Consider the following 22,049-nt stretch of genomic DNA (forward strand, 5'->3'; position numbering starts at 1 on the left):
TCCTACATGTGGAAGGTATTGCCCGTGACCCAGAAGCCCGACCAGTGTCTCGGTGAGTGGATCGATCGTGAAGCCCTCGCGGAAGCCATGATTCCGCTGATCGGCCAACTCTACCGTAACAACAACGTGGTGACCTCGATCTACGGCCGTGGCCTGATCAACCGTTCGGTGATCGCGATTCTCAAAGCGCACCGTTTCGCCCGTCACCGCCTGGCCGAAGAAGGCGGGCTGTCGGTTCACGACACTTTCCCGATCCTCAAGGCGATGAGCGAGCTCAAGCTGGGCGCCGCTTCCGTCGACCTGGGCAAGATGGTCGCCAAGTTCAAGAGCGAAGGTAACGGTCGCAGCATCGAGCAGTTCACCAAGGACGAGCTGGCTGACGTGGTCGGCAAGCAGAATGGCGGCGCCCGCGAAGGCACCGACGTCGTCCTGTACGGCTTCGGTCGTATCGGCCGCCTGCTCGCGCGCATCCTCATCGAGAAGACCGGTGGTGGCGACGGCCTGCGCCTGCGCGCCATCGTCGTCCGCAAGGGCGCCGAGAACGACCTGGTCAAGCGCGCCAGCCTGCTGCGCCGTGACTCCGTGCATGGCCCGTTCGATGGCACCATCACCATCGACGAGGAGCACAACACCATCACTGCCAACGGCAACCTGATCCAGGTGATCTACTCCAACGACCCGGCGTCGATCGACTACACCCAGTACGGCATCAAGAAAGCCCTGCTGGTCGACAACACCGGCAAGTGGCGTGACGCCGAAGGCCTGGGCCAGCACCTGAAGTGCCCGGGTATCGACCGCGTGATCCTCACCGCTCCGGGCAAGGGCGCGCTGAAGAACGTCGTGCACGGCATCAACCACGGCGACATCACCGCTGACGACAAGATCGTTTCCGCTGCATCCTGCACCACCAACGCCATCGTGCCGGTGCTGAAGGCTGTCAACGACCAGTACGGCATCGTCAACGGCCACGTCGAAACCGTTCACTCGTTCACCAACGACCAGAACCTGATCGACAACTTCCACAAGGGCAGCCGTCGTGGCCGTGCCGCGCCGCTGAACATGGTGATCACCGAGACTGGCGCCGCTACCGCTGCCGCCAAGGCTCTGCCGGTTCTGAAAGGCAAGCTGACCGGCAACGCCATTCGCGTTCCGACGCCGAACGTGTCCATGGCCATCCTCAACCTGAACCTGGAAAAGGCCACCACCCGCGAAGAGATCAACGAGTACCTGCGCCAGATGGCCATGCACTCGGACCTGCAGAAGCAGATCGATTTCGTTTCCTCGCAGGAAGTGGTTTCCACCGACTTCGTCGGCTCCCGCCATGCGGGCGTCGTCGATGCCGAGGCGACCATTGCCAACGACAACCGCGTTGTCCTCTATGTGTGGTACGACAACGAATTCGGCTACAGCTGCCAGGTCGTCCGCGTGATGGAAGACATGGCTGGTGTGAACCCGCCGGCTTTCCCGCGCTGATCCAGGCGGTCTAGATAAACGGGAGCTCTCGGGCTCCCGTTTTTCGTTACTGGCTCCACCATAAACATCAATAAAACCTGCCAATTCCTGAACCTGGAAAGACTTCAAATGGATGGACAACATCTGCATGAAGGCGAGCTGAAGCGCGGTTTGAAGAACCGCCACATCCAGCTGATCGCCCTCGGCGGCGCCATCGGTACCGGCCTGTTCCTGGGCTCTGCCGGCGTCCTGCAATCTGCCGGCCCGTCGATGATCCTCGGCTATGCCATCGGCGGCTTCATTGCCTTCCTGATCATGCGCCAGCTCGGCGAGATGATCGTCGAGGAACCTGTGGCCGGTTCTTTCAGCCACTTCGCGCACAAGTACTGGGGCGGCTTTGCCGGCTTCATGTCTGGCTGGAACTACTGGGTGCTGTACATCCTGGTCGGCATGTCGGAGCTGACGGCGGTCGGCAAGTACATCCAGTTCTGGTGGCCGGACTTCCCGACCTGGGCGACGGCGGCAGTGTTCTTCGTGCTGATCAACGCCATCAACCTGTTCAACGTGAAGGCCTTCGGCGAGACCGAGTTCTGGTTCGCGATCATCAAGGTCGTCGCCATCATCGGCATGATTCTGCTTGGCGTCTGGCTGCTGGTCAGCGGCACCGGCGGCCCGCAGGCCTCGGTGAGCAACCTGTGGACCCACGGCGGCTTCTTCCCCAATGGCTGGAAGGGGCTGGTGATGGTCCTGGCGATCATCATGTTCTCCTTTGGTGGCCTGGAGCTGGTCGGTATCACTGCCGCCGAAGCCTCCGAGCCGAAGAAGGTGATCCCCAAGGCGATCAACCAGGTCATCTACCGGATCCTGATCTTCTACATTGGCGCCCTGGCCGTGCTGCTTTCGCTGTACCCCTGGGATGCCCTGCTGCAGAGCATCAACAGCGCCGGCGACCCCTACAGCGGCAGCCCGTTCGTGAAGGTCTTCTCGCTGCTGGGCAGCGAGTACGCCGCCAACATCCTCAACTTCGTGGTGCTCACTGCCGCGCTGTCGGTCTACAACAGCTGCGTGTACTGCAACAGCCGCATGCTCTACGGCCTGGCCGAGCAGGGCGACGCCCCGCGCGCCTTCGCCAAGGTCGATAGTCGTGGCGTACCGCTGCTGGCCATCGGCGTTTCGGCCTTCATCACCCTGGCCTGCGTGGTGGTCAACTACGTGATCCCGCACCAGGCGCTGGAGCTGCTGATGTCCCTGGTGGTCGCCGCCCTGGTGATCAACTGGGCGATGATCAGCCTGGCCCACATGAAGTTCCGCAAGGCCATGGTCGCCAAGGGCGTGCAGCCATTCTTCCGCGCGCTGTGGTACCCCTTCGGCAACTGGCTGTGCCTGGCCTTCGTGGTGTTCATCCTGGGCATCATGCTGCAGATCCCGGGCATCGACGTGTCGGTGTATGCGATCCCGGTGTGGGTCGTACTGATGGCTGTGTGCTATTTCGTCTTCAAGCGCAAGCCCCCGGTCAAGGCTGACGCCTGAACCGGTTGAGAAACGGGAGCTTCGGCTCCCGTTTTCTTTTGGTAATGCACCTTTGCCGCAGCGGAAACAGTGCGGCCAAACGCTTGCGGTAGAATGCCCGGCGCCGGGTGGATGATGGACGGCAGGAGGTGCCGAGTGGTGCGTGGAGGCTGGCTGTTGATGGTGCTGGTGACTGTCCTGGCGGGGTGCGGGCAGTCGGTCGAACGCTTTGGCGGCCCGACCATGGGCAGCAGCTACACGGTGCAGTACGTGACCACGGGCAAGGCGCCGGACACCGCAAGGCTCAAGGCCGAGGTCGACGCGATTCTGGAGAGGCTGGACGAGCAGTTCTCCACCTATCGCGACGACTCCCTGATTTCGCGCTTCAACGCCCGCCCGGCCGGCAGTTGCATGGCCATGCCGGCGGACATGCGCAAGCTCTGGAGTTACGGCGAGCAGCTTGCGCAGCAGAGCGGCGGCGCCTTCGACCTCACCGTCGAGCCGCTGATGAACCTCTGGGGATTCGGCCCGCAGTCGCGCAGTGAAAAGGTTCCGGACGCCTCGGCGCTGGCGCGCGAACGTGCCCGGGTTGGCCATCAGCATGTGCGCCTGGAAGGCGATCAGCTGTGCAAGGACGTCGATGCGCAGCTGGACTTCGACAGCATCGTTGCCGGCTATGCGGTGGATCAGGTGAGCGCGCGCCTGGCCGAGCTGGGTCTGACCGACTACCTGGTGGAAATCACCGGGGAGCTCAAGGCTGTGGGGCACAAGCCCGACGGCACGCCCTGGCGCATCGCCCTGGAAGTTCCCAGCAGCGAGCGCGAGCGGCAAGTGGAGCGTTCGGTGGCGCTGGATGGCATCGGCCTGTCCACCTCCGGCGACTACCGCAATTATTTCGAAGAGGGTGGGCAGCGCTATTCGCACACCTTCGACCCGCGCACCGGCACGCCAGTCCGGCATGCGCTGGCGGCAGTCACCGTAGCGGATGCGCAGGCCCTGCACGCGGATGGCCTGTCGACCCTGCTGATGGTACTGGGGCCGGAGGAGGGCTATACCTTTGCCGAGCGCAACGGTCTGGCGGCTTTCTTCATCGTGCGCCAGGGCGAGGGCTTCGTGACCCGCGCGACGACGCGCTTCGAGGCGCTGTTCCCGTCGCCTGAATGAAAGCTCCGCCGGGCATGATGGCGGTCCGCCGGGAGGATGAAGGCATGTAGTGGCGGCAAAATTCGCCTACCTGCCGACCAACCGCTAATGTGCAGCCTTTTGCCGCAGGGCTAAGCTGCGCCAATGATTTCGATCCGCCTCGGCGCATGTGGTGCCGGGGCTTCGCCGGGAGCGCCAAGCGGGCGCCCCGGCCTGTTCTGAAGGAGTACGCATGGCTGTCTACAACTACGACGTGGTGATTCTCGGCACGGGCCCGGCAGGCGAGGGGGCGGCAATGAACGCTTCCAAGTACGGGCGCAAGCTGGCGGTGGTGGACAGCCGTCGCGTGGTCGGCGGCAACTGCACGCACCTGGGCACCATCCCGTCCAAGGCGCTGCGTCACTCGGTGAAGCAGATCATCGAGTTCAACACCAACCCGATGTTCCGCCAGATCGGCGAGCCGCGCTGGTTCTCCTTCCCGGACGTGCTGAAAAGCGCCGAGAAGGTCATCTCCAAGCAGGTGTCCTCGCGCACCGGCTACTACGCGCGCAACCGCATCGACATGTTCAACGGCACCGCCAGCTTCGTCGACGAGCGCACCGTTGAGGTCGTGACTCCCAGCGGCGCCGTGGAGCGCCTGGTGGCCGACCAGTTCGTCATCGCTACCGGCTCGCGCCCGTATCGTCCGTCGGACATCAACTTCAACCACCCGCGCGTCTATGACAGCGACACCATTCTGTCGCTGAGCCACACCCCGCGTCGCCTGATCATCTACGGAGCCGGCGTGATCGGCTGCGAGTACGCCTCGATCTTCAGTGGCCTGGGCGTGCTGGTGGACCTGGTCGACACCCGCGACCAACTGCTGAGCTTCCTCGACGACGAAATCTCCGATGCTCTGAGCTATCACCTGCGCAACAACAACGTGCTGATCCGTCACAACGAGGAATACGAGCGCGTGGAAGGCCTGGACAACGGGGTGATCCTGCACCTGAAGTCGGGCAAGAAGATCAAGGCGGATGCCCTGCTCTGGTGCAACGGTCGTACCGGCAACACCGACCGCCTGGGCCTGGAGAACATCGGCATCAAGGTCAACAGCCGTGGCCAGATCGAGACGGACGAGAACTACCGCACCTCCGTGTCGAACATCTACGCCGCCGGCGACGTGATCGGCTGGCCGAGCCTGGCCAGTGCCGCCTACGACCAGGGTCGCTCGGCTGCCGGCAACATCGTCGAGCATGATGGCTGGCGCTTCGTCAACGACGTGCCGACCGGCATCTACACCATTCCGGAGATCAGCTCGATCGGCAAGAACGAGAGCGAACTGACCGCGGCGAAGATTCCCTACGAAGTGGGCAAGGCCTTCTTCAAGGGCATGGCCCGCGCGCAGATCTCCAACGAGCCGGTGGGCATGCTGAAGATTCTCTTCCACCGCGAGACCCTGGAAATCCTCGGTGTACATTGCTTCGGCGACCAGGCCTCGGAGATCGTCCACATCGGTCAGGCGATCATGAACCAGCCCGGTGAGCTGAACACGCTGAAGTACTTCGTCAACACCACCTTCAACTATCCGACCATGGCCGAAGCCTACCGCGTAGCGGCGTTCGACGGCCTGAACCGGATTTTTTGAAATACCCCGACCGGCGGCCTGAGCCGGTCGGGGGGAACCTGCTCAGCGATTCCCGATCGTGGCAGTGGCCAAACCGGGAAAGTCTGTGATCAGGCTATCCACGCCAAAATCGGCGAGCCGGCGCATCAGGGCCGGCTCGTTGACCGTCCACACCGACACATGCAGCCCCTGCTTCTGCGCTTTCAGCAAGCGCTCCGGGGTGCACAGCATCCAGTTCAGCGCCAGCAGATCACAGCCGTAGTGCGCGGCGACCTTCAACGGGTCGAGCCAGGCGTACTCGGCTACCAGTCCGCGTGACAGGTCCGGCGCCAGCTCTTCCAGGGCGCGCAATACCGTGCGCGAGCTCGAGGTGACGGTGATGCGGTCGCGCAGGCCGAAGCGGCCCACCAACTGGTGAATCGCCTGCACGGTGCGGCCAGCACGATCCTTCGACGCGCTTTTCACTTCCAGCTGCCAGTGCTCGAACTCGCAGCGCTCGAACAGCTCTGCCAGGCGGGGGATAGGGCAGGGGCGCAACCAGCCCGGGCCGCCTTCGCGGGCGTCCATGCTCACCAGGTCGTCCGCCAGTTGCTCGGAAACCTTGCCGCGGCGGCCGGTGGTGCGCTTGAGCGTCGGGTCGTGGATCACCATCAGCTCGCCGTCGCGGGACAGGTGCAGGTCCAGTTCGCAGCGCTTCACGCCGTGTTCCAGGCAGCGCAGGAAGCTGTTCAGGGTATTTTCCGGTGCTTCGCCTTTGGCGCCGCGATGGCCATAGATCAGAGTCACTGAGGCTCCTTGGGAGTCTGGGGTGAAAGGTCCTTGATGTAATGCGAGCGGTGCTGGCGGACGGCATCGACCACCACTCCGCTTTCGAAATAGACGCTGAATTCGCGGTAGTCCCAGCGCGAGATGGGCGGCTTGCCCACTGCTGGGTGTTCCTCGTCCGGCAAGCCGAAGCGTTCCAGCACGGCCTTCTGGCTCTCGCCACGGGTCGGCAGCACGATGTGCGGGTCACCCTGGGCGCCCACCGGTATTTCGATGGTATCCGCCAGCAGTGGCAGCGGGGTGACAAGGCTCAACAGGAGCAACAGGTGGCGCATGGTTTTCCCTGGGTTCATTCTTCGCGGGCCTTGGCCTGCCGGCGTTCCAGTGCCTGGCGCTGCAGGATATGACGGGCCAGCAACTGGCGCTGGGCGTCGCCAAGCATCTCGAATTCGGTGCCGATCTCGTAGCCGCCCTCGGGTTGTTGTGCGCAGTGGGTGACCTTGGCGCGCAGCAGCAGGCCCAACCCCTGCGGCAGCAGGACGATCTTGAGGGCTAGCAACTGGTCCACGGGCAGCGGCTGCCCATCGCGGAAGTTGATGCCGCCTTCGGACAGCGTCACCTGGCGCGCCGGACCGATCTCGCTGAGCAGGCTCTGGGTCAGGGCCTGGGCGATCAGGTCGATGCGCTTGTTCATCACCTTCAGGTAACTGGCCAGTGGGCGATCGCGCTCGTTGATATGGCGCAGCAGGTGCTGCGACTCGAAGTCGGTCAGGTGCAGGTCGCTGAGCAGATTGAACAGCGCGGAATCATCCTGAAGCACTTCTTGCGACTGGATTTCGTCCTCGCGCAGCGGGCGAAATTCCAATGCGAGCGTGTCTTCAATACGATAGTATTCGCGGCGGTCATCCGCGTCTGGAGTGGACATGGCGAACCCACGGCGGCAGTGATGGTCTGAGTGTAAAGCCGCCTGCCGAGCCTCGCCACACGGAAGTCGCACGCCAGATGGAACTGACGCCCGACGCACTCTTCACCTTCTCATTCGGCCACACATGTTCAGACCCCTTTCCGTCTACATCGGAACGCGCTACACACGCGCCAAACGCCGCAGCCACTTCGTTTCCTTCATCTCGCTCACTTCCATGATCGGCCTCGCGCTGGGCGTGGTGGTGATGATCGTGGTGCTTTCGGTGATGAACGGCTTCGACCACGAGATGCGCACCCGCGTGCTGGGCATGGTGCCCCACGCCACGGTCGAGTCCTACCAGCCCATCTCCGACTGGCAAGGCATCGCCGGGCAGATCAAGACCCAGCACCCGAATGTGCTGGAGGTCGCCCCCTTCATCCAGATGCAGGGCCTGCTCAGTGCCGGCGGCACGGTGCAGAAAGTGCTGATCAACGCCGTCGACCCGAACGAGGAGAGCAAGGTTTCGATCATCGACCAGTTCTTCCAGGAAGGTTCGCTGCAGAGCCTCAAGCCCGGCGAGTTCGGCATCCTGATCGGTGACAAGGCGGCGAAGAACCTCGGTGTGAAGCTGGGCGACAAGGTCACCTTCATCGCTCCGGAAGTCTCGGTCACCCCGGCCGGCATGTTCCCGCGCATGAAGCGCTTCACCGTGGTTGGCACCTTCCACGTTGGCGCCGGTGAGCTGGACGGCTACGTCGCCATGGTCCACATCGACGACGCCGCGCGCATGCGCCGCCTCAAGGAAGGCCAGGTCGAAGGCCTGCGCCTGAAGCTCGACGACCTGTTCCAGGCGCCGCGCACCGCCTGGGAAATCGCCCGGACGCTGAAGGGCAACGACTACTTCGCCCGCGACTGGACGCGCAGCCACGGCAACCTGTACCAGGCGATCCGCATGGAGAAATCCATGATCGGCCTGTTGCTGCTGCTGATCGTTGCGGTCGCCGCGTTCAACATCATTTCCACGCTGGTCATGGTCGTCACCGACAAGAAGGCCGACATCGCCATCCTGCGCACCCTGGGCGCCACGCCGGGGCAGATCATGGCGACCTTCATGGTCCAGGGTACGGTGATCGGCGTGATCGGTACCTTCATTGGCGGCGTGCTGGGCATCCTCGCGGCGCTCAACGTCAGCTCCGCCATCGCCCTGCTGGAGCGCCTGCTGGGCCACAAGTTCCTCAACGCGGACGTCTACTTCATCGATTACCTGCCTTCGCAACTGATGAGCGAGGACGTGATCCTGGTGTGCAGCGCCGCGCTGATCCTGAGTTTCTTCGCCACCCTGTATCCGGCCTGGCGTGCGGCCCGCACCCAGCCCGCGGAGGCCCTGCGTTATGAGTAAGTCGACCCCCAACGACCAGGCCGTCCTGAGCTGCCGCGACCTGGGCAAGCGCTACGAGGAAGGCCCGCAGTCGGTCGAAGTGCTTTCCGGCGTGCAGCTTGAGCTGCTGCCTGGCGAGCGCGTCGCCATCGTCGGCAGCTCCGGCTCGGGCAAGAGTACTCTGCTGAACATGCTTGGCGGTCTGGATACACCCAGTACCGGCAGTGTCTGGCTGGCTGGCGAGCAACTGTCGGCGTTGAACGAGAAGCAGCGCGGCCTGCTGCGCAATCGTGCTCTGGGCTTTGTCTACCAGTTCCATCACCTGCTGCCGGAGTTCACCGCGCTGGAGAACGTCTGCATGCCGCTGCTGATCGGCAAGACGCCGATCCCCGAAGCACGTCAGCGCGCCACCGCGCTGCTGGAGCGCGTGGGCCTGGGCCATCGCCTGAGCCACAAGCCGTCGGAGCTGTCCGGCGGCGAGCGCCAGCGCGTGGCCATCGCCCGGGCGCTGGTGAATACGCCCAAGCTGGTGCTGCTCGACGAGCCCACCGGCAACCTCGACCAGCACACTGCCCACGGTATCCAGGAATTGATGCTGGAACTGTCGCAGTCGCTGCGCACCGCCTTCCTGGTGGTGACCCACGACACCCACCTCGCCCAGCAGATGGACCGTGTGCTGCGCCTGGAGGAGGGTCGGCTGGTCGCCGCCTGAGGGATACCGGAATGTTCAGACCCCTGTCCGTCTTCATCGGCACCCGCTACACCCGGGCCAAGCGACGCAATCACTACATCTCGTTCATCTCCCTGACCTCGATGATCGGCCTCGCCCTGGGCGTGCTGGCGATGATCGTGGTGCTCTCGGTGATGAATGGCTTCCAGAAGGAAATGCGCTCGCGCATCCTCGGCATGGTCCCCCACGCCGTGCTGCAGCAGGCCAGCGGTCCGCTGGACGACTGGCAGCACGTGGCCGAAGTGGCGAAGCAGAACCCGAAGATCGTCGGCGCGGTGCCCTATACCGAAGTCGACGGCATGCTCTCCTATAAAGGAATGATGCAGCCCATCGAGGTGGATGGCGTTGATCCGGCGCTGGAAACCCAGGTGTCGATCATCGGCCAGCACATGGTTCGCGGCAGCCTTGATGACCTCAAGGCCACCGAGTTCGGCGTGGTCATCGGCGAGATCACCGCGCGGCGCTTCCACGTCAACGTCGGCGATAGCCTCCTGCTGATCGTCCCCGAGCCGAGCACCGCGCCCGGCGGCATCACCCCGCGCATGCAGCGCCTGAACGTGGTCGGCATCTTCAAGGTCGGCGCCGAGCTGGACAGCACCTTGGCGTTGATCCACGTGGACGACGCCGCCAGTCTGCTGCGCTGGCAGCCGGGCCAGGTGCAGAGCGTGCGCATCGCCCTGAAAGACCTGTTCCAGGCACCGGAAGTCGGCGCATCCATCGCCAAGCAGTTGGGCGAGGGCTACCGTTCGGTGGACTGGACCCACACCCAGGGCAGCCTGTTCAGCGCGATGAAGATGGAAAAGACCATGATCGGCTTGCTGCTATTGCTGATCGTCGCGGTCGCTGCCTTCAACATCATCGCCACGCTGATCATGGTGGTGGCCGACAAGCGCGCGGATATCGCCATCCTGCGCACCCTGGGCGCCACGCCGAAGCAGATCATGGCGATCTTCATGGTGCAGGGCACGGTGATCGGCCTGATCGGCACCGTCATCGGCTGCGTGCTGGGCGTACTGGCGGCCTACAACGTTACCGCTATCGTCTCGACCCTGGAGCGCATTGCCGGCACCCATGTGTTCAACTCGGACATCTACTTCATCAATTACCTGCCGTCCGACCCGCAGATCAGCGATATCGTCCTGATCTGCGTCGCGGCGCTGTCGATGAGCTTCCTCGCCACGCTGTACCCGGCCTGGCGCGCGGCCTCGACCCAGCCGGCGGAATCGCTGCGCTACGAGTGATTCACCAGCCCATGAAAAAGCCGCCCCTCGGGGCGGCTTTTTTGTATCTGCAATCGAGGGCTGGGTTTTTGTGTAGGAGCGGACTCCGTCCGCGATGGGTTGGACTCGCTCCCAGGCTGGCCGGAGCGGTGGTGAAGCAATCGCGGACGGAGCCCGCTCCTACGCTGGTACCTTCAAATTCCGTCCTGGAGGTTGCGCAGCGCCCGGCGCCGCCGCCAGCTGCGGCCGATCCACCAGCGCCAGTACCCCTCGGTGAGCAGGTAGCCGAGGATACCGACCAGGATGCCGCAGATCACCGAGCCCAGCAGGAAGGGCTGCCAGAGCAGCGACAACTCGCCGCTGATCCATTCCCAGGTCAGGTGCTCGGGCAGGGCGCGCGCCGGGATGCCCATGACCCAGGCGCCCATCTTGTAGGTGCAGTAGAAAACCGGCGGCATGGTGATCGGGTTGGTCAGCCAGACCAGCCCCACCGAGATCGGCAGGTTGGCTCGCACCCAGACCGCCAGCGAGGCGGCCAGCAGCATCTGCAGCGGGATCGGGATGAACGCGGCGAACAGCCCCATGCCCATGGCGCGGGACACGGAGCGGCGATTCAGGTGCCAGAGGTTGGGCGACTGGATCAGCGGTCCGAGAAAGCGCAGGCCCTTGTGGTTCCTGATGCTCTCCGGATCCGGCATGTAGCGCTTGAAGATTCGGCGCGGCATGAAGGAAATCTCTGGCAGACGGACGACGGCCCATTATGCCTAGCTAGGTGACAGTCATTCGTTGCCAACTATGTCCGTGTGTAACTGCCGCAGGCCAATCGGATCGGCGGTTCCGCGGGGCATCAGGGAGGAGTCCTTTGCCTCGTACCGGGATGTTCGCGCTGGCACTCGGGCTGCTGGTGATGCGCTGGATGCCGGTGCTCCCTCCGGGCTGGGTGCTGCTGCTTCTGTCTGCATTCGCGCTGCCTCTGCTGTTTACCCGCGGCTATTTCATCGGGCTGTTCCTGCTGGGCTTCGCCTGGTCCTGCCAGTCGGCGCAGTGGGCATTGGACGACCGTCTGGCGCCGGAACTGGACGGCCGCACGCTGTGGCTGGAGGGCAGGGTAGAGGGGCTTCCGGATAACTCGGGGGCGTCGGTTCGCTTCGTGCTCGCCGAGGTTTCCAGCCCACGCGCAACGGTCCCCGCCACGCTGCGCCTGTCCTGGTTTGGCGGGCCGCCGGTGGAAGGCGGCGAGCGCTGGCGGCTGGCAGTGAAGCTCAAGCGCCCCCACGGCATGGTCAACGGCGCGGGCTTCGACTACGAGGCCTGGCTTACCGCCCAGCGGATCGGTGCCACCGGCAGCGTCAAGGACGGGCAGCGCCTGGAAACGTCCAGCGGCCCGAGCGCCTGGCGCGAGGCCTGGCGACAACGCCTGCTGGCGGTGGATGCCCATGGCCGCTCCGGGGCGCTCGCCGCCCTGGTGCTGGGCGATGCCTCCGGGCTGACCACGGCTGACTGGCAAATCCTGCAGGACACCGGAACCCTGCACCTGATGGTGATTTCCGGCTCGCACATCTCACTGCTTGCCGGCCTGCTCTATGCGCTGGTCGCCGGGTTGGCCCGCTACGGCTGCTGGCCCGCGCGTCTGCCCTGGCTGCCCAGCGCCTGCCTGCTGGCCGCTGCCGGCGCCTGGGCCTACAGCCTGATGGCGGGTTTCGATGTGCCGCTGCAACGCGCCTGCATCATGGTGTCCATCGTCCTGCTGTGGCGCTTGCGCTACCGCTACCGGGGCCTGTGGGCGCCCTTGTGCGGAGCCTTGCTGGCGGTGCTGCTGGTCGAGCCGCTGGTGGTGCTGTTGCCGGGCTTCTGGCTGTCCTACGCAGCGGTGGCGCTGCTCATTTTCGGCTTTTCGGGGCGCCTGGGACGCTGGACCGCGTGGCGCACCTGGCTGCGCGCGCAGTGGCTGATGGCGGTCGGGTTGTTGCCTGCGTCCATTGCCCTCGGCCTGCCGTTGAGTGTTTCCGGCGTGGTTGCCAATCTGCTGGCGGTACCCTGGGTGGAGCTGGTTGTGGTGCCACTGGCTCTGCTGGGGAGTCTGGCGCTGGGCATTCCGTGGTTGGGCGAAGCCCTGCTCTGGGTATCGGGCGGCCTGCTGGAGGTGCTGTTCCGCCTGCTGGGCTGGATGGCCGAGCTGGCGCCGGCCTGGCAGCCGCTGGCGGCACCGGTCTGGGCGGTGGCGCTGGCAATGCTGGGCGCGCTCCTGTTGCTCGCACCGGCAGGGCTGCCATTACGCGCCCTGGGCCTGGCGCTGTTCCTGCCGGTATTCTGGCCGAAAATCCCGCTGCCAGCGCCGGGGCAGGCTGAGATCCGCGTGCTGGACGTGGGCCAGGGTCTTTCGGTACTGATCCGCACACGCAGCCAGGCCTGGCTCTACGACACCGGTGCGCGCAATGGCGACTTTGATATCGGTGAGCGCGTCGTGGTGCCGACGCTGCGGAGCCTGGGCATCGGTCGTCTGGACATGTTGATGCTCAGTCATGCGGACAATGACCATGCCGGCGGCGCCTTGGCAGTCAGGCGAGCCCTGCGGCCGGCACGGGTCATCAGCGGTGAGCCGGAAAGACTGGCGCCCGAGTTGCAGGCAGGGCCCTGTGGCGTCGAGAACTGGGCTATCGATGGAGTTCGTCTGTCGAGTTGGGCATGGGCGGGCGCCAGGGAGAGCAACGATCGCTCCTGCGCGCTGGAGATCGAAGCCAACGACGAACGCATCCTGCTCACCGGTGACCTGCCGCAAGCTGCCGAGCTGGCCTGGCTGGCCGAGCATCCGAATGAGCGCATCGACTGGTTGCTGGCCGGCCACCACGGCAGCCGCAGCTCTTCCGGGTCGGCCTTCCTGCGAGCCATCCGGGCGTCCACGGCGATCATCTCCCGCGGCGCCAACAACCCCTACGGCCATCCGCATCCATCGGTCGTCGAGCGCTTCCGCGCGCAGGGCATGCGGATTCAGGATACCGCCGAGCAGGGGGCGCTGACCTTGATGCTCGGCACCCACGGCGAGCTCCGGGGAGTGCGGGAAGGCGCACATTTCTGGCAGGAAAATTGAGCCCTGGGCGGTCGGCTCGTCACGGCCCCTGTGCTAGAGTGGCGCCACTTTTTTTCAGGGGATTCACCACTGTGTGGGAACTGGTCAAAGCTGGCGGCTGGATGATGCTGCCGATCTTGCTGAGCTCCGTCGCTGCCATGGCGATCGTCGCTGAACGTCTCTGGACCCTGCGCTTGAGCCGTGTGGCTCCGCCGCAGCTGCTCGGCCAGGTATGGAAGCAGATCAAGGACAAGAAGATGAACAGCCAGGCCCTCAAGGACCTGCGCGCATCTTCCCCGCTGGGTGAAATCCTCGCCGCTGGCCTGGCCAACTCCAAGCACGGTCGCGAGATCATGAAGGAGTGCATCGAGGAAGCCGCGTCCCGCGTGATCCACGAGCTGGAGCGCTACCTCAACGCCCTGGGCACCATCGCCGCCATGGCGCCTCTGCTCGGGCTGCTGGGCACCGTGTTCGGCATGATCCAGATCTTCAGCGCCTTCATGGGCGACGGCATGGCCAATGCGCCGATGCTCGCCGGCGGTATCTCCAAGGCCCTGATCACCACCGCGGCCGGCCTGATCGTGGCGATCCCTGCAGTGTTCTTCCATCGCTACCTGCTGCGCCGCGTCGATGAACTGGTCATCGCCATGGAGCAGGAAGCCATCAAGCTGGTGGAAGTGACCCAGGGCGACCGCGAAGTCGATTTCGTCGAGGAAGGCAAAGCGTGAAATTCCGCCGCAGAGCGGGCGGAGCGGCCCGCGAGGACGTCTTCATCAACCTGGCGTCGCTGATCGACGTGATTTTCGTGCTGCTGCTGTTCTTCGTGGTCGCCACCTCGTTCACCAAGCCGTCGCAGCTCAAGGTCGAACTGCCCGAGGCGGTCAGCGGCACGCCGCCCGAAGCCACCGAGATCAAGCAGCTGGAAATCTCCATCAGCCTCGAAGGTCACTACGCGCTCAACGGCCAGAGCCTGGCGCGCGACGACCTGGAAAACCTGATGAACGCCATGCAGCGTGAATCCGCCGGCGACAACAGCCTGCCGGTGGTGATCACCGCTGATGGCAAGGTGGACTACCAGTCCGTGGTCACCGCGATGGATGCCGCCGGCAAGCTGGGCTTCACTCACCTGCGCATCACCACCATCGAGTCCCGGGCGGACAAGAAGACCCCCTGATGGCGCTCTCCGATCGCCTGCTCGATGCCTGGTACAAGGGCCACCCGGCCCTTGCCCTGCTCAGGCCCCTCGAACTGCTCTACCGACGAGTCGCCCAGGCCCGCCGGCAGGACTTCCTTTCCGGCGCCAAGCCGGCCTACCGCGCGCCGGTGCCGATCATTGTGGTCGGCAATATCACCGTCGGTGGTACTGGCAAGACCCCGATGATCCTCTGGCTGATCGAGCACTGCCGCGCCCGCGGGCTGAAGGTCGGCGTGGTCAGTCGCGGCTACGGCGCCAAGCCACCGCAGACGCCCTGGCGCGTGCGTGCCGAGCAGTCGGCAGCGGAGGCGGGCGACGAGCCACTGATGATCGTGCGCCGTTGCGGCGTGCCGCTGATGATCGACCCGGACCGCTCCAGCGCTGTGCGCGCACTGCTGGCCGAAGAGCCACTGGACCTGATCCTCTGCGATGATGGTCTGCAGCACTATCGTCTGGCTCGCGACCTGGAACTGGTGCTGATCGATGCGGCGCGAGGCCTGGGCAACGGTCGCTGCCTGCCTGCCGGGCCGCTGCGCGAACCCGCCGAGCGGCTGGCAGAAGTCGATGCGGTGCTGCACAACGGCGCGCCTGGCGATCCGCCGGGAGCCTTCGCCTTCGCCCTGCGACCATCTGCCCTGATCAACCTGGCCAGCGGCGAACGCCGTGGCGTCGAGCATTTTCCCGCCGGTCAGTCGCTGCATGCCCTGGCCGGGATCGGCAACCCGCAGCGTTTCTTCGCAACGCTCGAGGCGCTAAACTGGCGGCCGATTCCGCATCCCTTCCCCGACCATGCGGCCTTTACCGCCGAGCAGCTGCGCTTCACGCCGGAACTGCCGCTGGTCATGACCGAGAAGGATGCGGTGAAGTGCCGGTCCTTCGCCGCGCCCGACTGGTGGTACCTCGCTGTCGAAGCGCAGCCGTCGCCGGCCTTCGTTGCCTGGTTCGACGCCCAGCTAGAGCGCCTGGTCGCCCGCTGAGTCAGCCGTCGCCTCTGTGCCGCCTGCTTTCGATCCTTTCACTCTTTCATGTTCAAGGAATGCACCATGGACCCGAAACTCCTCGATATCCTCGCCTGTCCGCTGTGCAAGGGCCCGCTCAAGCTCACCGACGACAAGTCGGAGCTGATCTGCAAGGCGGACGGCCTGGCCTACCCGGTGCGCGACGGTATCCCGGTGATGCTCGAAGGCGAGGCGCGAACCCTGAATGTCGACGAACGTCTGGATAAATGACGCCATGAGCCAGGCCTATACCGTCGTCATTCCCGCCCGCTATGCCTCCACCCGCCTGCCCGGCAAGCCGCTGCAGGACATCGTCGGCAAGCCGATGATCCAGCACGTCTGGGCGCAGGCCGGCAAGAGCTCTGCCACCCAGGTGGTGGTCGCCACCGACGATGCGCGCATCGTCGATGCCTGCCAGGGCTTTGGCGCTCAGGTGGTACTGACCCGCGCCGAGCATAACTCCGGCACCGACCGCCTGGCGGAAGTGGCTGACGCACTGGGCCTGGCCGACGACGCCATCGTGGTCAACGTACAGGGCGACGAGCCGCTGGTGCCGCCGTCGATCATCGACCAGGTGGCCGCCAACCTGGCGGCGCATCCGGAGGCGGGGATCGCCACGCTCTGTGAGGAAATTCACGATCCGGCGGCGCTGTTCAATCCGAACATCGTCAAGGTGGTCAGCGACAAGAATGGCCTGGCCCTGACCTTCAGTCGTGCCACGCTGCCGTGGGCGCGTGATGCTTTCGCGGTTGATCGCGACAGCCTGCCGGCGAACGTGCCATATCGCCGGCACATCGGCATCTACGCTTACCGCGCACGCTTCCTGCGTGACTTCGTGGCCTGGGGCCCGTGCTGGCTGGAAGACACCGAATGCCTGGAGCAGCTGCGCGCACTCTGGCACGGCGTGCGCATCCATGTGGCCGACGCCCTGGAAGCGCCGCAGGCCGGCGTCGATACCCAGGAAGACCTGGAGCGCGTGCGGCGCATCCTGGGGGCCTGATGAAGGTCCTGTTCGTCTGCCTGGGCAATATCTGTCGTTCTCCCACTGCCGAGGGCGTGTTCCGCCACAAGGTCCTTGAAGCGGGCCTTGAGGATCGGGTGGAGATCGACTCGGCCGGCACTGGTGACTGGCATGTCGGCAAGGCGCCGGACGCGCGTACTCGCGCCGCCGCGCTGCGCCGCGGCTATGACCTGTCCGGCCTGCGGGCGCGGCAGGTCTGCGTCGCGGACTTCGCCCGCTACGACCTGGTCCTGGCCATGGACAATGCCAACCTGCGTGATCTGAAACGCCTGCAGGCCGGCAGCGGCAAGGCTGATGTGGATTTGTTCCTGCGCCGCTACGAAGGCGCAATGGATGAAGTACCCGACCCGTACTACGGCGGCGAGGATGGCTTCGAGCAGGTGCTGGATCTGGTGGAGCGGGCCTGCGACGGGCTGCTCATGGAAGTGAAGAGGCGCCTGTGACGCTGCAACTGCAAGAACACGTTTCCCTCAAGCCCTACAATACCTTTGGTGTCGACGTCGCTGCGCGCTGGTTCGCCCAGGCCCATGACGATGACGAGGTGCGCGCCAGTATCGCGGTTGCCGCCGAGAAAGGTTTGTCATTGATGGTCGTCGGTGGCGGCAGCAACCTGTTGCTGACCCGTGATATCGATGCGCTGGTGCTGCGCATGGCTTCTCGCGGCATCCGTGTCCTCGACGACGATGGCGAGCATGTGGTGGTCGAGGCCGAGGCAGGGGAAGTCTGGAACGACTTCGTGCGCTGGACCCTGTCCCAGGGTTTTGGCGGGCTGGAAAATCTCAGTCTGATCCCCGGCACCGTGGGTGCTGCGCCGATGCAGAACATCGGTGCCTATGGTGTCGAGATCAAGGACGTGTTCGTCGGCCTGACCGCGCTGGATCGCCAGGGCGGCGAGCTGTGCGAGTTCGGCCTGGAGGATTGTGCATTCGCCTACCGTGAAAGCCGCTTCAAGCGCGAGCCGGGCCGCTGGCTGATTCTGCGGGTGCGCTTCGCTCTGAGTCGTGCGGCGAAATTGCACCTGGACTACGGGCCGGTGCGTCAGCGCCTGGCCGACGAGGGCGTTACTGCGCCGACGCCGGCTGACGTGTCGCGAGTGATCAGCACGATTCGCCGCGAAAAGCTCCCGGACCCTGCCGTGCTGGGCAATGCCGGCAGCTTCTTCAAGAATCCGGTGGTCTCCGCGGATCAGGCAGTAGCTCTGCGTCAGCGCTACAGCGACCTGGTGGCCTACCCGCAGGGTGATGGCCAGAGCAAGCTGGCGGCTGGCTGGCTGATCGACAAGGCGGGCTGGAAGGGCTTCCGCGAAGGTGCTGCTGGCGTCCACGCGCAGCAGGCGTTGGTCCTGGTCAACTACGGCGGCGCTACCGGGTCGCAGTTGCATGACCTGGCGCTGCGTATCCGGGATGACATCCGGCAGCGCTTTGGTGTGGAGCTGGAGATGGAGCCGAATCTCTACTGAGGTGGCTTCAGATGGAAAAAGGGATGCTTCGGCATCCCTTTTTTGTGCCTGTTCCCCAGCGCAAGAGAGGGCGGCGTTTTGTAGGAGCGAGCTTGTTCGCAGTGTGCTCCGAGCTGCGGATTCGGACTGAGCGTAGGAGCGGACTCTGTCCGCGATCGATTTCTGGCGAGCACCGCATCAAGGGGGTCGCGAGCAAGCTCGCTCCTACGAAGAGCAGTTTCGTTCGAGGATGAGTGTGAGGCACCGCTGTAGGAGCGAGCTTGCTCGCGAACCTGCCTCCGGCACAAAAAAAAGGGGATGCCCAGGCATCCCCTTTTTCATGCTCGGAAGCTATCAGCTGTGGTGTTTCTCAACCACGGTGCCTGCTTCTTCCTCGGCCTTATCGCCTTCAACCTGTTCGGCAGCCGGCTCGGCCTGCTCCACGGATTGGGCTTCGGCTTCATTCACCGCTTCGGCCGCAACGGTCTCGGCAGTGACGTCGGCAGCGGGTTCGGCCACGACTTCAGCTTCGACGACGGCAGCTTCCTCGATTACCGCTTCGACAGTCGGAGCCTGCTCGACCTGCGGTGCGGCAGCTGCAGCAGCGGCGGCTTCGCGGGCCAGGCGCTCCTGACGGCGGCGTTCGCGCGGGTCGTTGGAAGCACGGCCAGTAGCGTTGGCTGGAACGGCCGGGGTTGCCTCTTCGGCAGGCGCCGGAGCAGCAGCCGGGGCTTCTTCGGCAGCAGCCGGAGCTTCTGCCTTGGGCTCTTCGACCAGTTGGGCGACGGCTTCGATCACGGCTTCAGCTGCCGGGGTCGGCGCTTCTTCGGCAATGGTCGGTTCGGTAGCCACCACTTCAACGGTCTCGACCGGCTCGACAGCCTGTTCGCTGGGCTTGGCCAGGAACTCGATGGTCTGCTCCAGGGCGCTCTCGGTGCGAACGGCCTCGACGACGCCGGACTCGACCGCAACGGTCTCGACCTGGGCTTCGGCGGCCGGTTGCTCCTGCTCGCCAGCAGCTTCGGCTACGGCAACGGCGGTAGCGGCGGCAGCGACCATGGCGGCGGGCGACGGAGTGTCGGAAGCAACCTGCTCGGTGCCTTCGGCGCCCGTCACTTCACCTTCAACACCATCCACGCCGGCTTCACGCTGGCGCTCGCGGCGGTTGCTGCGGCGGCGCTGGCCACGGGAGCGGCGACGCGGACGCTCGTCGTCCGAGCCTTCGTCATCCTGTTGCTCCAGCAGTTCCTCGTTCGGCAGCTCTTCGGCCTCAAGGGCGGCAGCGTCGCGAGCCTGACGGTCTTCACGCGGTTGACGCTCTTCACGGGGCTGACGCTCGGCGCGCTCGCCACGCTCACCGCGCGGTTGACGCTCTTCGCGCGGCTGGCGTTCTTCACGCGGTTGACGCTCGGCACGTTCGCCGCGCTCTTCGCGGGGCTGACGCTCCTCGCGCGGTTGGCGCTCGGCGCGTTCTTCACGCGGCTGGCGCTCTTCGCGGGGCTGACGTTCGGCGCGCTCTTCACGCGGCTGGCGTTCCTCGCGCGGTTGACGCTCGGCACGCTCTTCGCGGGGCTGGCGCTCTTCACGCGGCTGACGCTCGGCGCGGTCTTCACGCGGTTGACGCTCTTCGCGGGCCGGGCGCTCGGTGCGCTCGCCACGCTCGTCGCGACGACCGCGTTCTTTGCGTTCGTCATCACGGCGACCGCCGTCACGACCGTCGCGGCGACGGTTCTGCTGGCGGCCATTGCGGCGCTCGCCCTGGCTTTCGCTGCGCTCGGTGGCCGGCTTGGTAGCGGCGGCAACCGGGGCCTGCTCAGGCTTGCTGCCGGCGAACAGGCTGACCAGCGACTTCACCAGGCCCTGGAACAGGCTCGGCTCGGGCATTGGCTTGGCGGCTTCGGCGACCGGTGCTTCGGCAGCTACCTGCTGCGGAGCGGGCGTCTGCGGGGAAACGGTCTTCACGGCGGCTTCCTGGCGAACCAGGGTGCGGGTGGCGCTGACCGGCTGGACTTCCTCGTGCTCTTCCGGCGCCATCTCGTAGCTGGCATGGCCGGACAGCAGTTCGGGGTTGTCGTCGCGCAGGCGCTGAACTTCAAAGTGCGGAGTTTCCAGGTGGTCGTCCGGCAGGATGAAGATGCGTGCGCGGGTGCGCAGCTCGATCTTGGTAATGGCGTTGCGCTTCTCGTTGAGCAGGAAGGCGGCAACCTGGAACGGCACGCGCGCACGAACTTCGGCGGTGCGGTCCTTCAGGGCTTCTTCCTCGATCAGGCGCAGGATGGCCAGGGACAGCGATTCGACGTCACGGATAATGCCTTGGCCGTTGCAGCGCGGGCAGACGATGCCGCTGGTCTCGCCCAGGGACGGACGCAGGCGCTGACGGGACATTTCCAGCAGGCCGAAGCGCGAGATACGGCCAACCTGCACGCGTGCACGGTCGGCTTCCAGGGCTTCGCGGACGCGTTCTTCCACGGCGCGCTGGTTTTTCGCTGGGGTCATGTCGATGAAGTCGATGACGATCAGGCCGCCGATGTCGCGCAGGCGCAGCTGGCGGGCGATTTCCTCGGCCGCTTCCAGGTTGGTCTGCAGGGCCGTTTCCTCGATGTCGCCGCCTTTGGTGGCGCGCGCCGAGTTGATGTCGATGGACACCAGGGCTTCGGTCGGATCGATGACGATGGAGCCGCCCGACGGCAGCTTCACTTCACGCTGGAAGGCGGTTTCGATCTGGCTCTCGATCTGGAAGCGGTTGAACAGCGGAACGCTGTCCTGGTACAGCTTCACCTTGCTCGCGTACTGCGGCATGACCTGCTGGATGAAGTTGAGGGCTTCTTCCTGGGCGTCGAGGCTGTCGATCAGCACTTCGCCGATGTCCTGGCGCAGGTAGTCGCGGATGGCGCGGATGATGACGTTGCTTTCCTGGTAGATCAGGAACGGACCGCTGCGCTCTCCGGAGGCTTCCTTGATGGCGCCCCACAGTTGCAGCAGGTAGTCCAGGTCCCATTGCAGCTCTTCGGAGCTGCGGCCCAGGCCGGCGGTGCGGACGATCAGGCCCATGTCGCCGGGAACGGTCAGGCCGTTCAGGGCTTCACGCAGTTCGTTGCGCTCTTCACCCTCGATGCGGCGGGAGATGCCACCGGCGCGCGGGTTGTTGGGCATGAGTACCAGGTAACGACCGGCGAGGCTGATGAAGGTGGTCAGGGCGGCGCCCTTGTTGCCACGCTCTTCTTTCTCGACCTGGACGATGACTTCCTGGCCTTCGCTCAGGACGTCCTTGATGTTGATGCGGCCTTCAGGATTCTTCTTGAAGTATTCGCGGGAGATTTCTTTGAGGGGGAGGAAGCCGTGGCGTTCGGCGCCGAAGTCGACGAATGCGGCCTCGAGGCTCGGCTCGATGCGGGTGATACGGCCTTTGTAGATGTTGGCCTTCTTCTGTTCACGCGCACCGGACTCGATGTCCAGGTCGAACAGGCGTTGGCCGTCTACCAGCGCTACACGCAACTCTTCGGGTTGAGTTGCGTTGATCAGCATTCTTTTCATGTAGTACCAATGGTTTCCGGGGCCACCGGAAACGGCGATCGGCACACACGACTCTCACGGTCGGTGCTAAGGCACGTACTCAGGAACGG

General features: G+C 65.0%; 20 protein-coding genes. 15 read left to right on the top strand and 5 right to left on the bottom strand.

What is annotated here, in order from left to right; all coding sequences use genetic code 11:
* The first annotated feature begins 6 nt into the window (after positions 1 to 6).
* From N5C91_RS28440 to sthA, 4 genes are all read left to right on the top strand, one after another.
* Entirely contained in the window at positions 7 to 1,473 is a 1,467-nt protein-coding gene (locus tag N5C91_RS28440; RefSeq protein ID WP_236170893.1) for a glyceraldehyde-3-phosphate dehydrogenase, read from the top strand.
* A 108-nt stretch (positions 1,474 to 1,581) separates the two neighbouring features.
* Positions 1,582 to 2,982, top strand: a complete 1,401-nt coding sequence (locus tag N5C91_RS28445) for an amino acid permease (RefSeq protein ID WP_279833653.1) — start codon at positions 1,582 to 1,584, stop codon at positions 2,980 to 2,982.
* A gap of 114 nt (positions 2,983 to 3,096) precedes the next feature.
* Positions 3,097 to 4,125 (top strand): FAD:protein FMN transferase, encoded by a 1,029-nt coding sequence (locus N5C91_RS28450; protein ID WP_279833655.1) that lies wholly within the window; start codon positions 3,097 to 3,099, stop codon positions 4,123 to 4,125.
* A gap of 211 nt (positions 4,126 to 4,336) precedes the next feature.
* The gene (gene sthA / locus N5C91_RS28455; protein WP_236170891.1) at positions 4,337 to 5,731 is read left to right on the top strand and encodes a Si-specific NAD(P)(+) transhydrogenase; all 1,395 of its coding nucleotides are present in this window, start codon (positions 4,337 to 4,339) and stop codon (positions 5,729 to 5,731) included.
* 42 nt (positions 5,732 to 5,773) lie between these two features.
* Here the strand turns inward: sthA and N5C91_RS28460 are convergent, their stop codons facing one another.
* The 3 genes from N5C91_RS28460 to N5C91_RS28470 are packed head-to-tail and all read right to left on the bottom strand — an operon-like array spanning position 5,774 to position 7,400.
* Positions 5,774 to 6,496, bottom strand: coding sequence for a glycerophosphodiester phosphodiesterase (locus N5C91_RS28460; RefSeq protein ID WP_236170890.1), 723 nt, complete (start codon positions 6,494 to 6,496; stop codon positions 5,774 to 5,776).
* Complete coding sequence (locus N5C91_RS28465; RefSeq protein ID WP_236198608.1) at positions 6,493 to 6,810, bottom strand: phosphodiesterase; 318 nt, start codon at positions 6,808 to 6,810, stop codon at positions 6,493 to 6,495. Before N5C91_RS28465 ends, N5C91_RS28460 begins: the two co-directional genes overlap by 4 nt.
* A gap of 14 nt (positions 6,811 to 6,824) precedes the next feature.
* Entirely contained in the window at positions 6,825 to 7,400 is a 576-nt protein-coding gene (locus N5C91_RS28470) for a PilZ domain-containing protein (RefSeq protein ID WP_279833658.1), read from the bottom strand.
* Positions 7,401 to 7,524: 124 nt separating this feature from the next.
* On the opposite strand from N5C91_RS28470, the gene N5C91_RS28475 reads away from it, so the two are divergent.
* From N5C91_RS28475 to N5C91_RS28485, 3 genes are read left to right on the top strand one after another with little or no spacing between them, the layout of a single operon-like run.
* Positions 7,525 to 8,778, top strand: coding sequence for a lipoprotein-releasing ABC transporter permease subunit (locus tag N5C91_RS28475; protein ID WP_045211653.1), 1,254 nt, complete (start codon positions 7,525 to 7,527; stop codon positions 8,776 to 8,778).
* Positions 8,771 to 9,469 carry a lipoprotein-releasing ABC transporter ATP-binding protein LolD gene (lolD, locus tag N5C91_RS28480; RefSeq protein WP_015477950.1) on the top strand — a complete coding sequence of 233 codons (699 nt, stop codon included), beginning with the start codon at positions 8,771 to 8,773 and terminating at the stop codon, positions 9,467 to 9,469. Before N5C91_RS28475 ends, lolD begins: the two co-directional genes overlap by 8 nt.
* A gap of 11 nt (positions 9,470 to 9,480) precedes the next feature.
* Positions 9,481 to 10,728 (top strand): lipoprotein-releasing ABC transporter permease subunit, encoded by a 1,248-nt coding sequence (locus N5C91_RS28485; protein WP_236198610.1) that lies wholly within the window; start codon positions 9,481 to 9,483, stop codon positions 10,726 to 10,728.
* A gap of 173 nt (positions 10,729 to 10,901) precedes the next feature.
* Here N5C91_RS28485 and N5C91_RS28490 read toward each other — a convergent pair whose 3' ends face one another.
* Positions 10,902 to 11,432, bottom strand: coding sequence for a DUF2062 domain-containing protein (locus N5C91_RS28490; protein WP_236170886.1), 531 nt, complete (start codon positions 11,430 to 11,432; stop codon positions 10,902 to 10,904).
* 152 nt (positions 11,433 to 11,584) lie between these two features.
* Between N5C91_RS28490 and N5C91_RS28495 the strand changes: the two genes are divergently transcribed.
* The 8 genes from N5C91_RS28495 (at position 11,585) to murB (ending at position 18,447) form a co-directional block, all read left to right on the top strand.
* Positions 11,585 to 13,795 (top strand): DNA internalization-related competence protein ComEC/Rec2, encoded by a 2,211-nt coding sequence (locus tag N5C91_RS28495; protein WP_279833702.1) that lies wholly within the window; start codon positions 11,585 to 11,587, stop codon positions 13,793 to 13,795.
* Between the two features lie 71 nt (positions 13,796 to 13,866).
* A complete protein-coding gene (locus N5C91_RS28500; RefSeq protein WP_017519262.1) occupies positions 13,867 to 14,502 on the top strand; it encodes a MotA/TolQ/ExbB proton channel family protein in 636 nt (211 codons plus the stop codon).
* On the top strand, positions 14,499 to 14,948 hold the full coding sequence (locus N5C91_RS28505) for a biopolymer transporter ExbD (protein ID WP_045211644.1): 450 nt from the start codon (positions 14,499 to 14,501) through the stop codon (positions 14,946 to 14,948). The genes N5C91_RS28500 and N5C91_RS28505 overlap by 4 nt, the downstream gene beginning before the upstream one ends.
* Positions 14,948 to 15,946, top strand: a complete 999-nt coding sequence (gene lpxK, locus N5C91_RS28510) for a tetraacyldisaccharide 4'-kinase (RefSeq protein ID WP_279833665.1) — start codon at positions 14,948 to 14,950, stop codon at positions 15,944 to 15,946. Before N5C91_RS28505 ends, lpxK begins: the two co-directional genes overlap by 1 nt.
* A gap of 66 nt (positions 15,947 to 16,012) precedes the next feature.
* Positions 16,013 to 16,198, top strand: coding sequence for a Trm112 family protein (locus tag N5C91_RS28515; RefSeq protein WP_009621404.1), 186 nt, complete (start codon positions 16,013 to 16,015; stop codon positions 16,196 to 16,198).
* Between the two features lie 4 nt (positions 16,199 to 16,202).
* Positions 16,203 to 16,967 carry a 3-deoxy-manno-octulosonate cytidylyltransferase gene (gene kdsB / locus N5C91_RS28520; protein ID WP_279833703.1) on the top strand — a complete coding sequence of 255 codons (765 nt, stop codon included), beginning with the start codon at positions 16,203 to 16,205 and terminating at the stop codon, positions 16,965 to 16,967.
* A complete protein-coding gene (locus N5C91_RS28525; protein WP_236198613.1) occupies positions 16,967 to 17,431 on the top strand; it encodes a low molecular weight protein-tyrosine-phosphatase in 465 nt (154 codons plus the stop codon). The genes kdsB and N5C91_RS28525 overlap by 1 nt, the downstream gene beginning before the upstream one ends.
* The gene (gene murB / locus N5C91_RS28530) at positions 17,428 to 18,447 is read left to right on the top strand and encodes a UDP-N-acetylmuramate dehydrogenase (RefSeq protein WP_236198614.1); all 1,020 of its coding nucleotides are present in this window, start codon (positions 17,428 to 17,430) and stop codon (positions 18,445 to 18,447) included. The genes N5C91_RS28525 and murB overlap by 4 nt, the downstream gene beginning before the upstream one ends.
* Positions 18,448 to 18,780: 333 nt before the next feature.
* Here the strand turns inward: murB and rne are convergent, their stop codons facing one another.
* Positions 18,781 to 21,960, bottom strand: coding sequence for a ribonuclease E (gene rne / locus N5C91_RS28535; RefSeq protein WP_279833671.1), 3,180 nt, complete (start codon positions 21,958 to 21,960; stop codon positions 18,781 to 18,783).
* Positions 21,961 to 22,049 lie beyond the last annotated feature (89 nt).

This window comes from Pseudomonas sp. GD03903 (assembly GCF_029840045.1).
Classification (GTDB): Bacteria; Pseudomonadota; Gammaproteobacteria; order Pseudomonadales; family Pseudomonadaceae; genus Pseudomonas; species Pseudomonas pseudonitroreducens.

Bases quoted from the DNA above. Each gene is read 5' to 3' on its own strand.
- N5C91_RS28440 (WP_236170893.1), top strand. From the start codon at position 7: ATGTGGAAGGTATTGCCCGTGACCCAGAAGCCCGACCAGTGTCTCGGT.
- N5C91_RS28445 (WP_279833653.1), top strand. From the start codon at position 1,582: ATGGATGGACAACATCTGCATGAAGGCGAGCTGAAGCGCGGTTTGAAG.
- N5C91_RS28450 (WP_279833655.1), top strand. From the start codon at position 3,097: ATGGACGGCAGGAGGTGCCGAGTGGTGCGTGGAGGCTGGCTGTTGATG.
- sthA (WP_236170891.1), top strand. From the start codon at position 4,337: ATGGCTGTCTACAACTACGACGTGGTGATTCTCGGCACGGGCCCGGCA.
- N5C91_RS28465 (WP_236198608.1), bottom strand. From the start codon at position 6,810: ATGCGCCACCTGTTGCTCCTGTTGAGCCTTGTCACCCCGCTGCCACTG.
- N5C91_RS28470 (WP_279833658.1), bottom strand. From the start codon at position 7,400: ATGTCCACTCCAGACGCGGATGACCGCCGCGAATACTATCGTATTGAA.
- N5C91_RS28475 (WP_045211653.1), top strand. From the start codon at position 7,525: ATGTTCAGACCCCTTTCCGTCTACATCGGAACGCGCTACACACGCGCC.
- lolD (WP_015477950.1), top strand. From the start codon at position 8,771: ATGAGTAAGTCGACCCCCAACGACCAGGCCGTCCTGAGCTGCCGCGAC.
- N5C91_RS28485 (WP_236198610.1), top strand. From the start codon at position 9,481: ATGTTCAGACCCCTGTCCGTCTTCATCGGCACCCGCTACACCCGGGCC.
- N5C91_RS28490 (WP_236170886.1), bottom strand. From the start codon at position 11,432: ATGCCGCGCCGAATCTTCAAGCGCTACATGCCGGATCCGGAGAGCATC.
- N5C91_RS28495 (WP_279833702.1), top strand. From the start codon at position 11,585: ATGTTCGCGCTGGCACTCGGGCTGCTGGTGATGCGCTGGATGCCGGTG.
- lpxK (WP_279833665.1), top strand. From the start codon at position 14,948: ATGGCGCTCTCCGATCGCCTGCTCGATGCCTGGTACAAGGGCCACCCG.
- N5C91_RS28515 (WP_009621404.1), top strand. From the start codon at position 16,013: ATGGACCCGAAACTCCTCGATATCCTCGCCTGTCCGCTGTGCAAGGGC.
- kdsB (WP_279833703.1), top strand. From the start codon at position 16,203: ATGAGCCAGGCCTATACCGTCGTCATTCCCGCCCGCTATGCCTCCACC.
- N5C91_RS28525 (WP_236198613.1), top strand. From the start codon at position 16,967: ATGAAGGTCCTGTTCGTCTGCCTGGGCAATATCTGTCGTTCTCCCACT.
- rne (WP_279833671.1), bottom strand. From the start codon at position 21,960: ATGAAAAGAATGCTGATCAACGCAACTCAACCCGAAGAGTTGCGTGTA.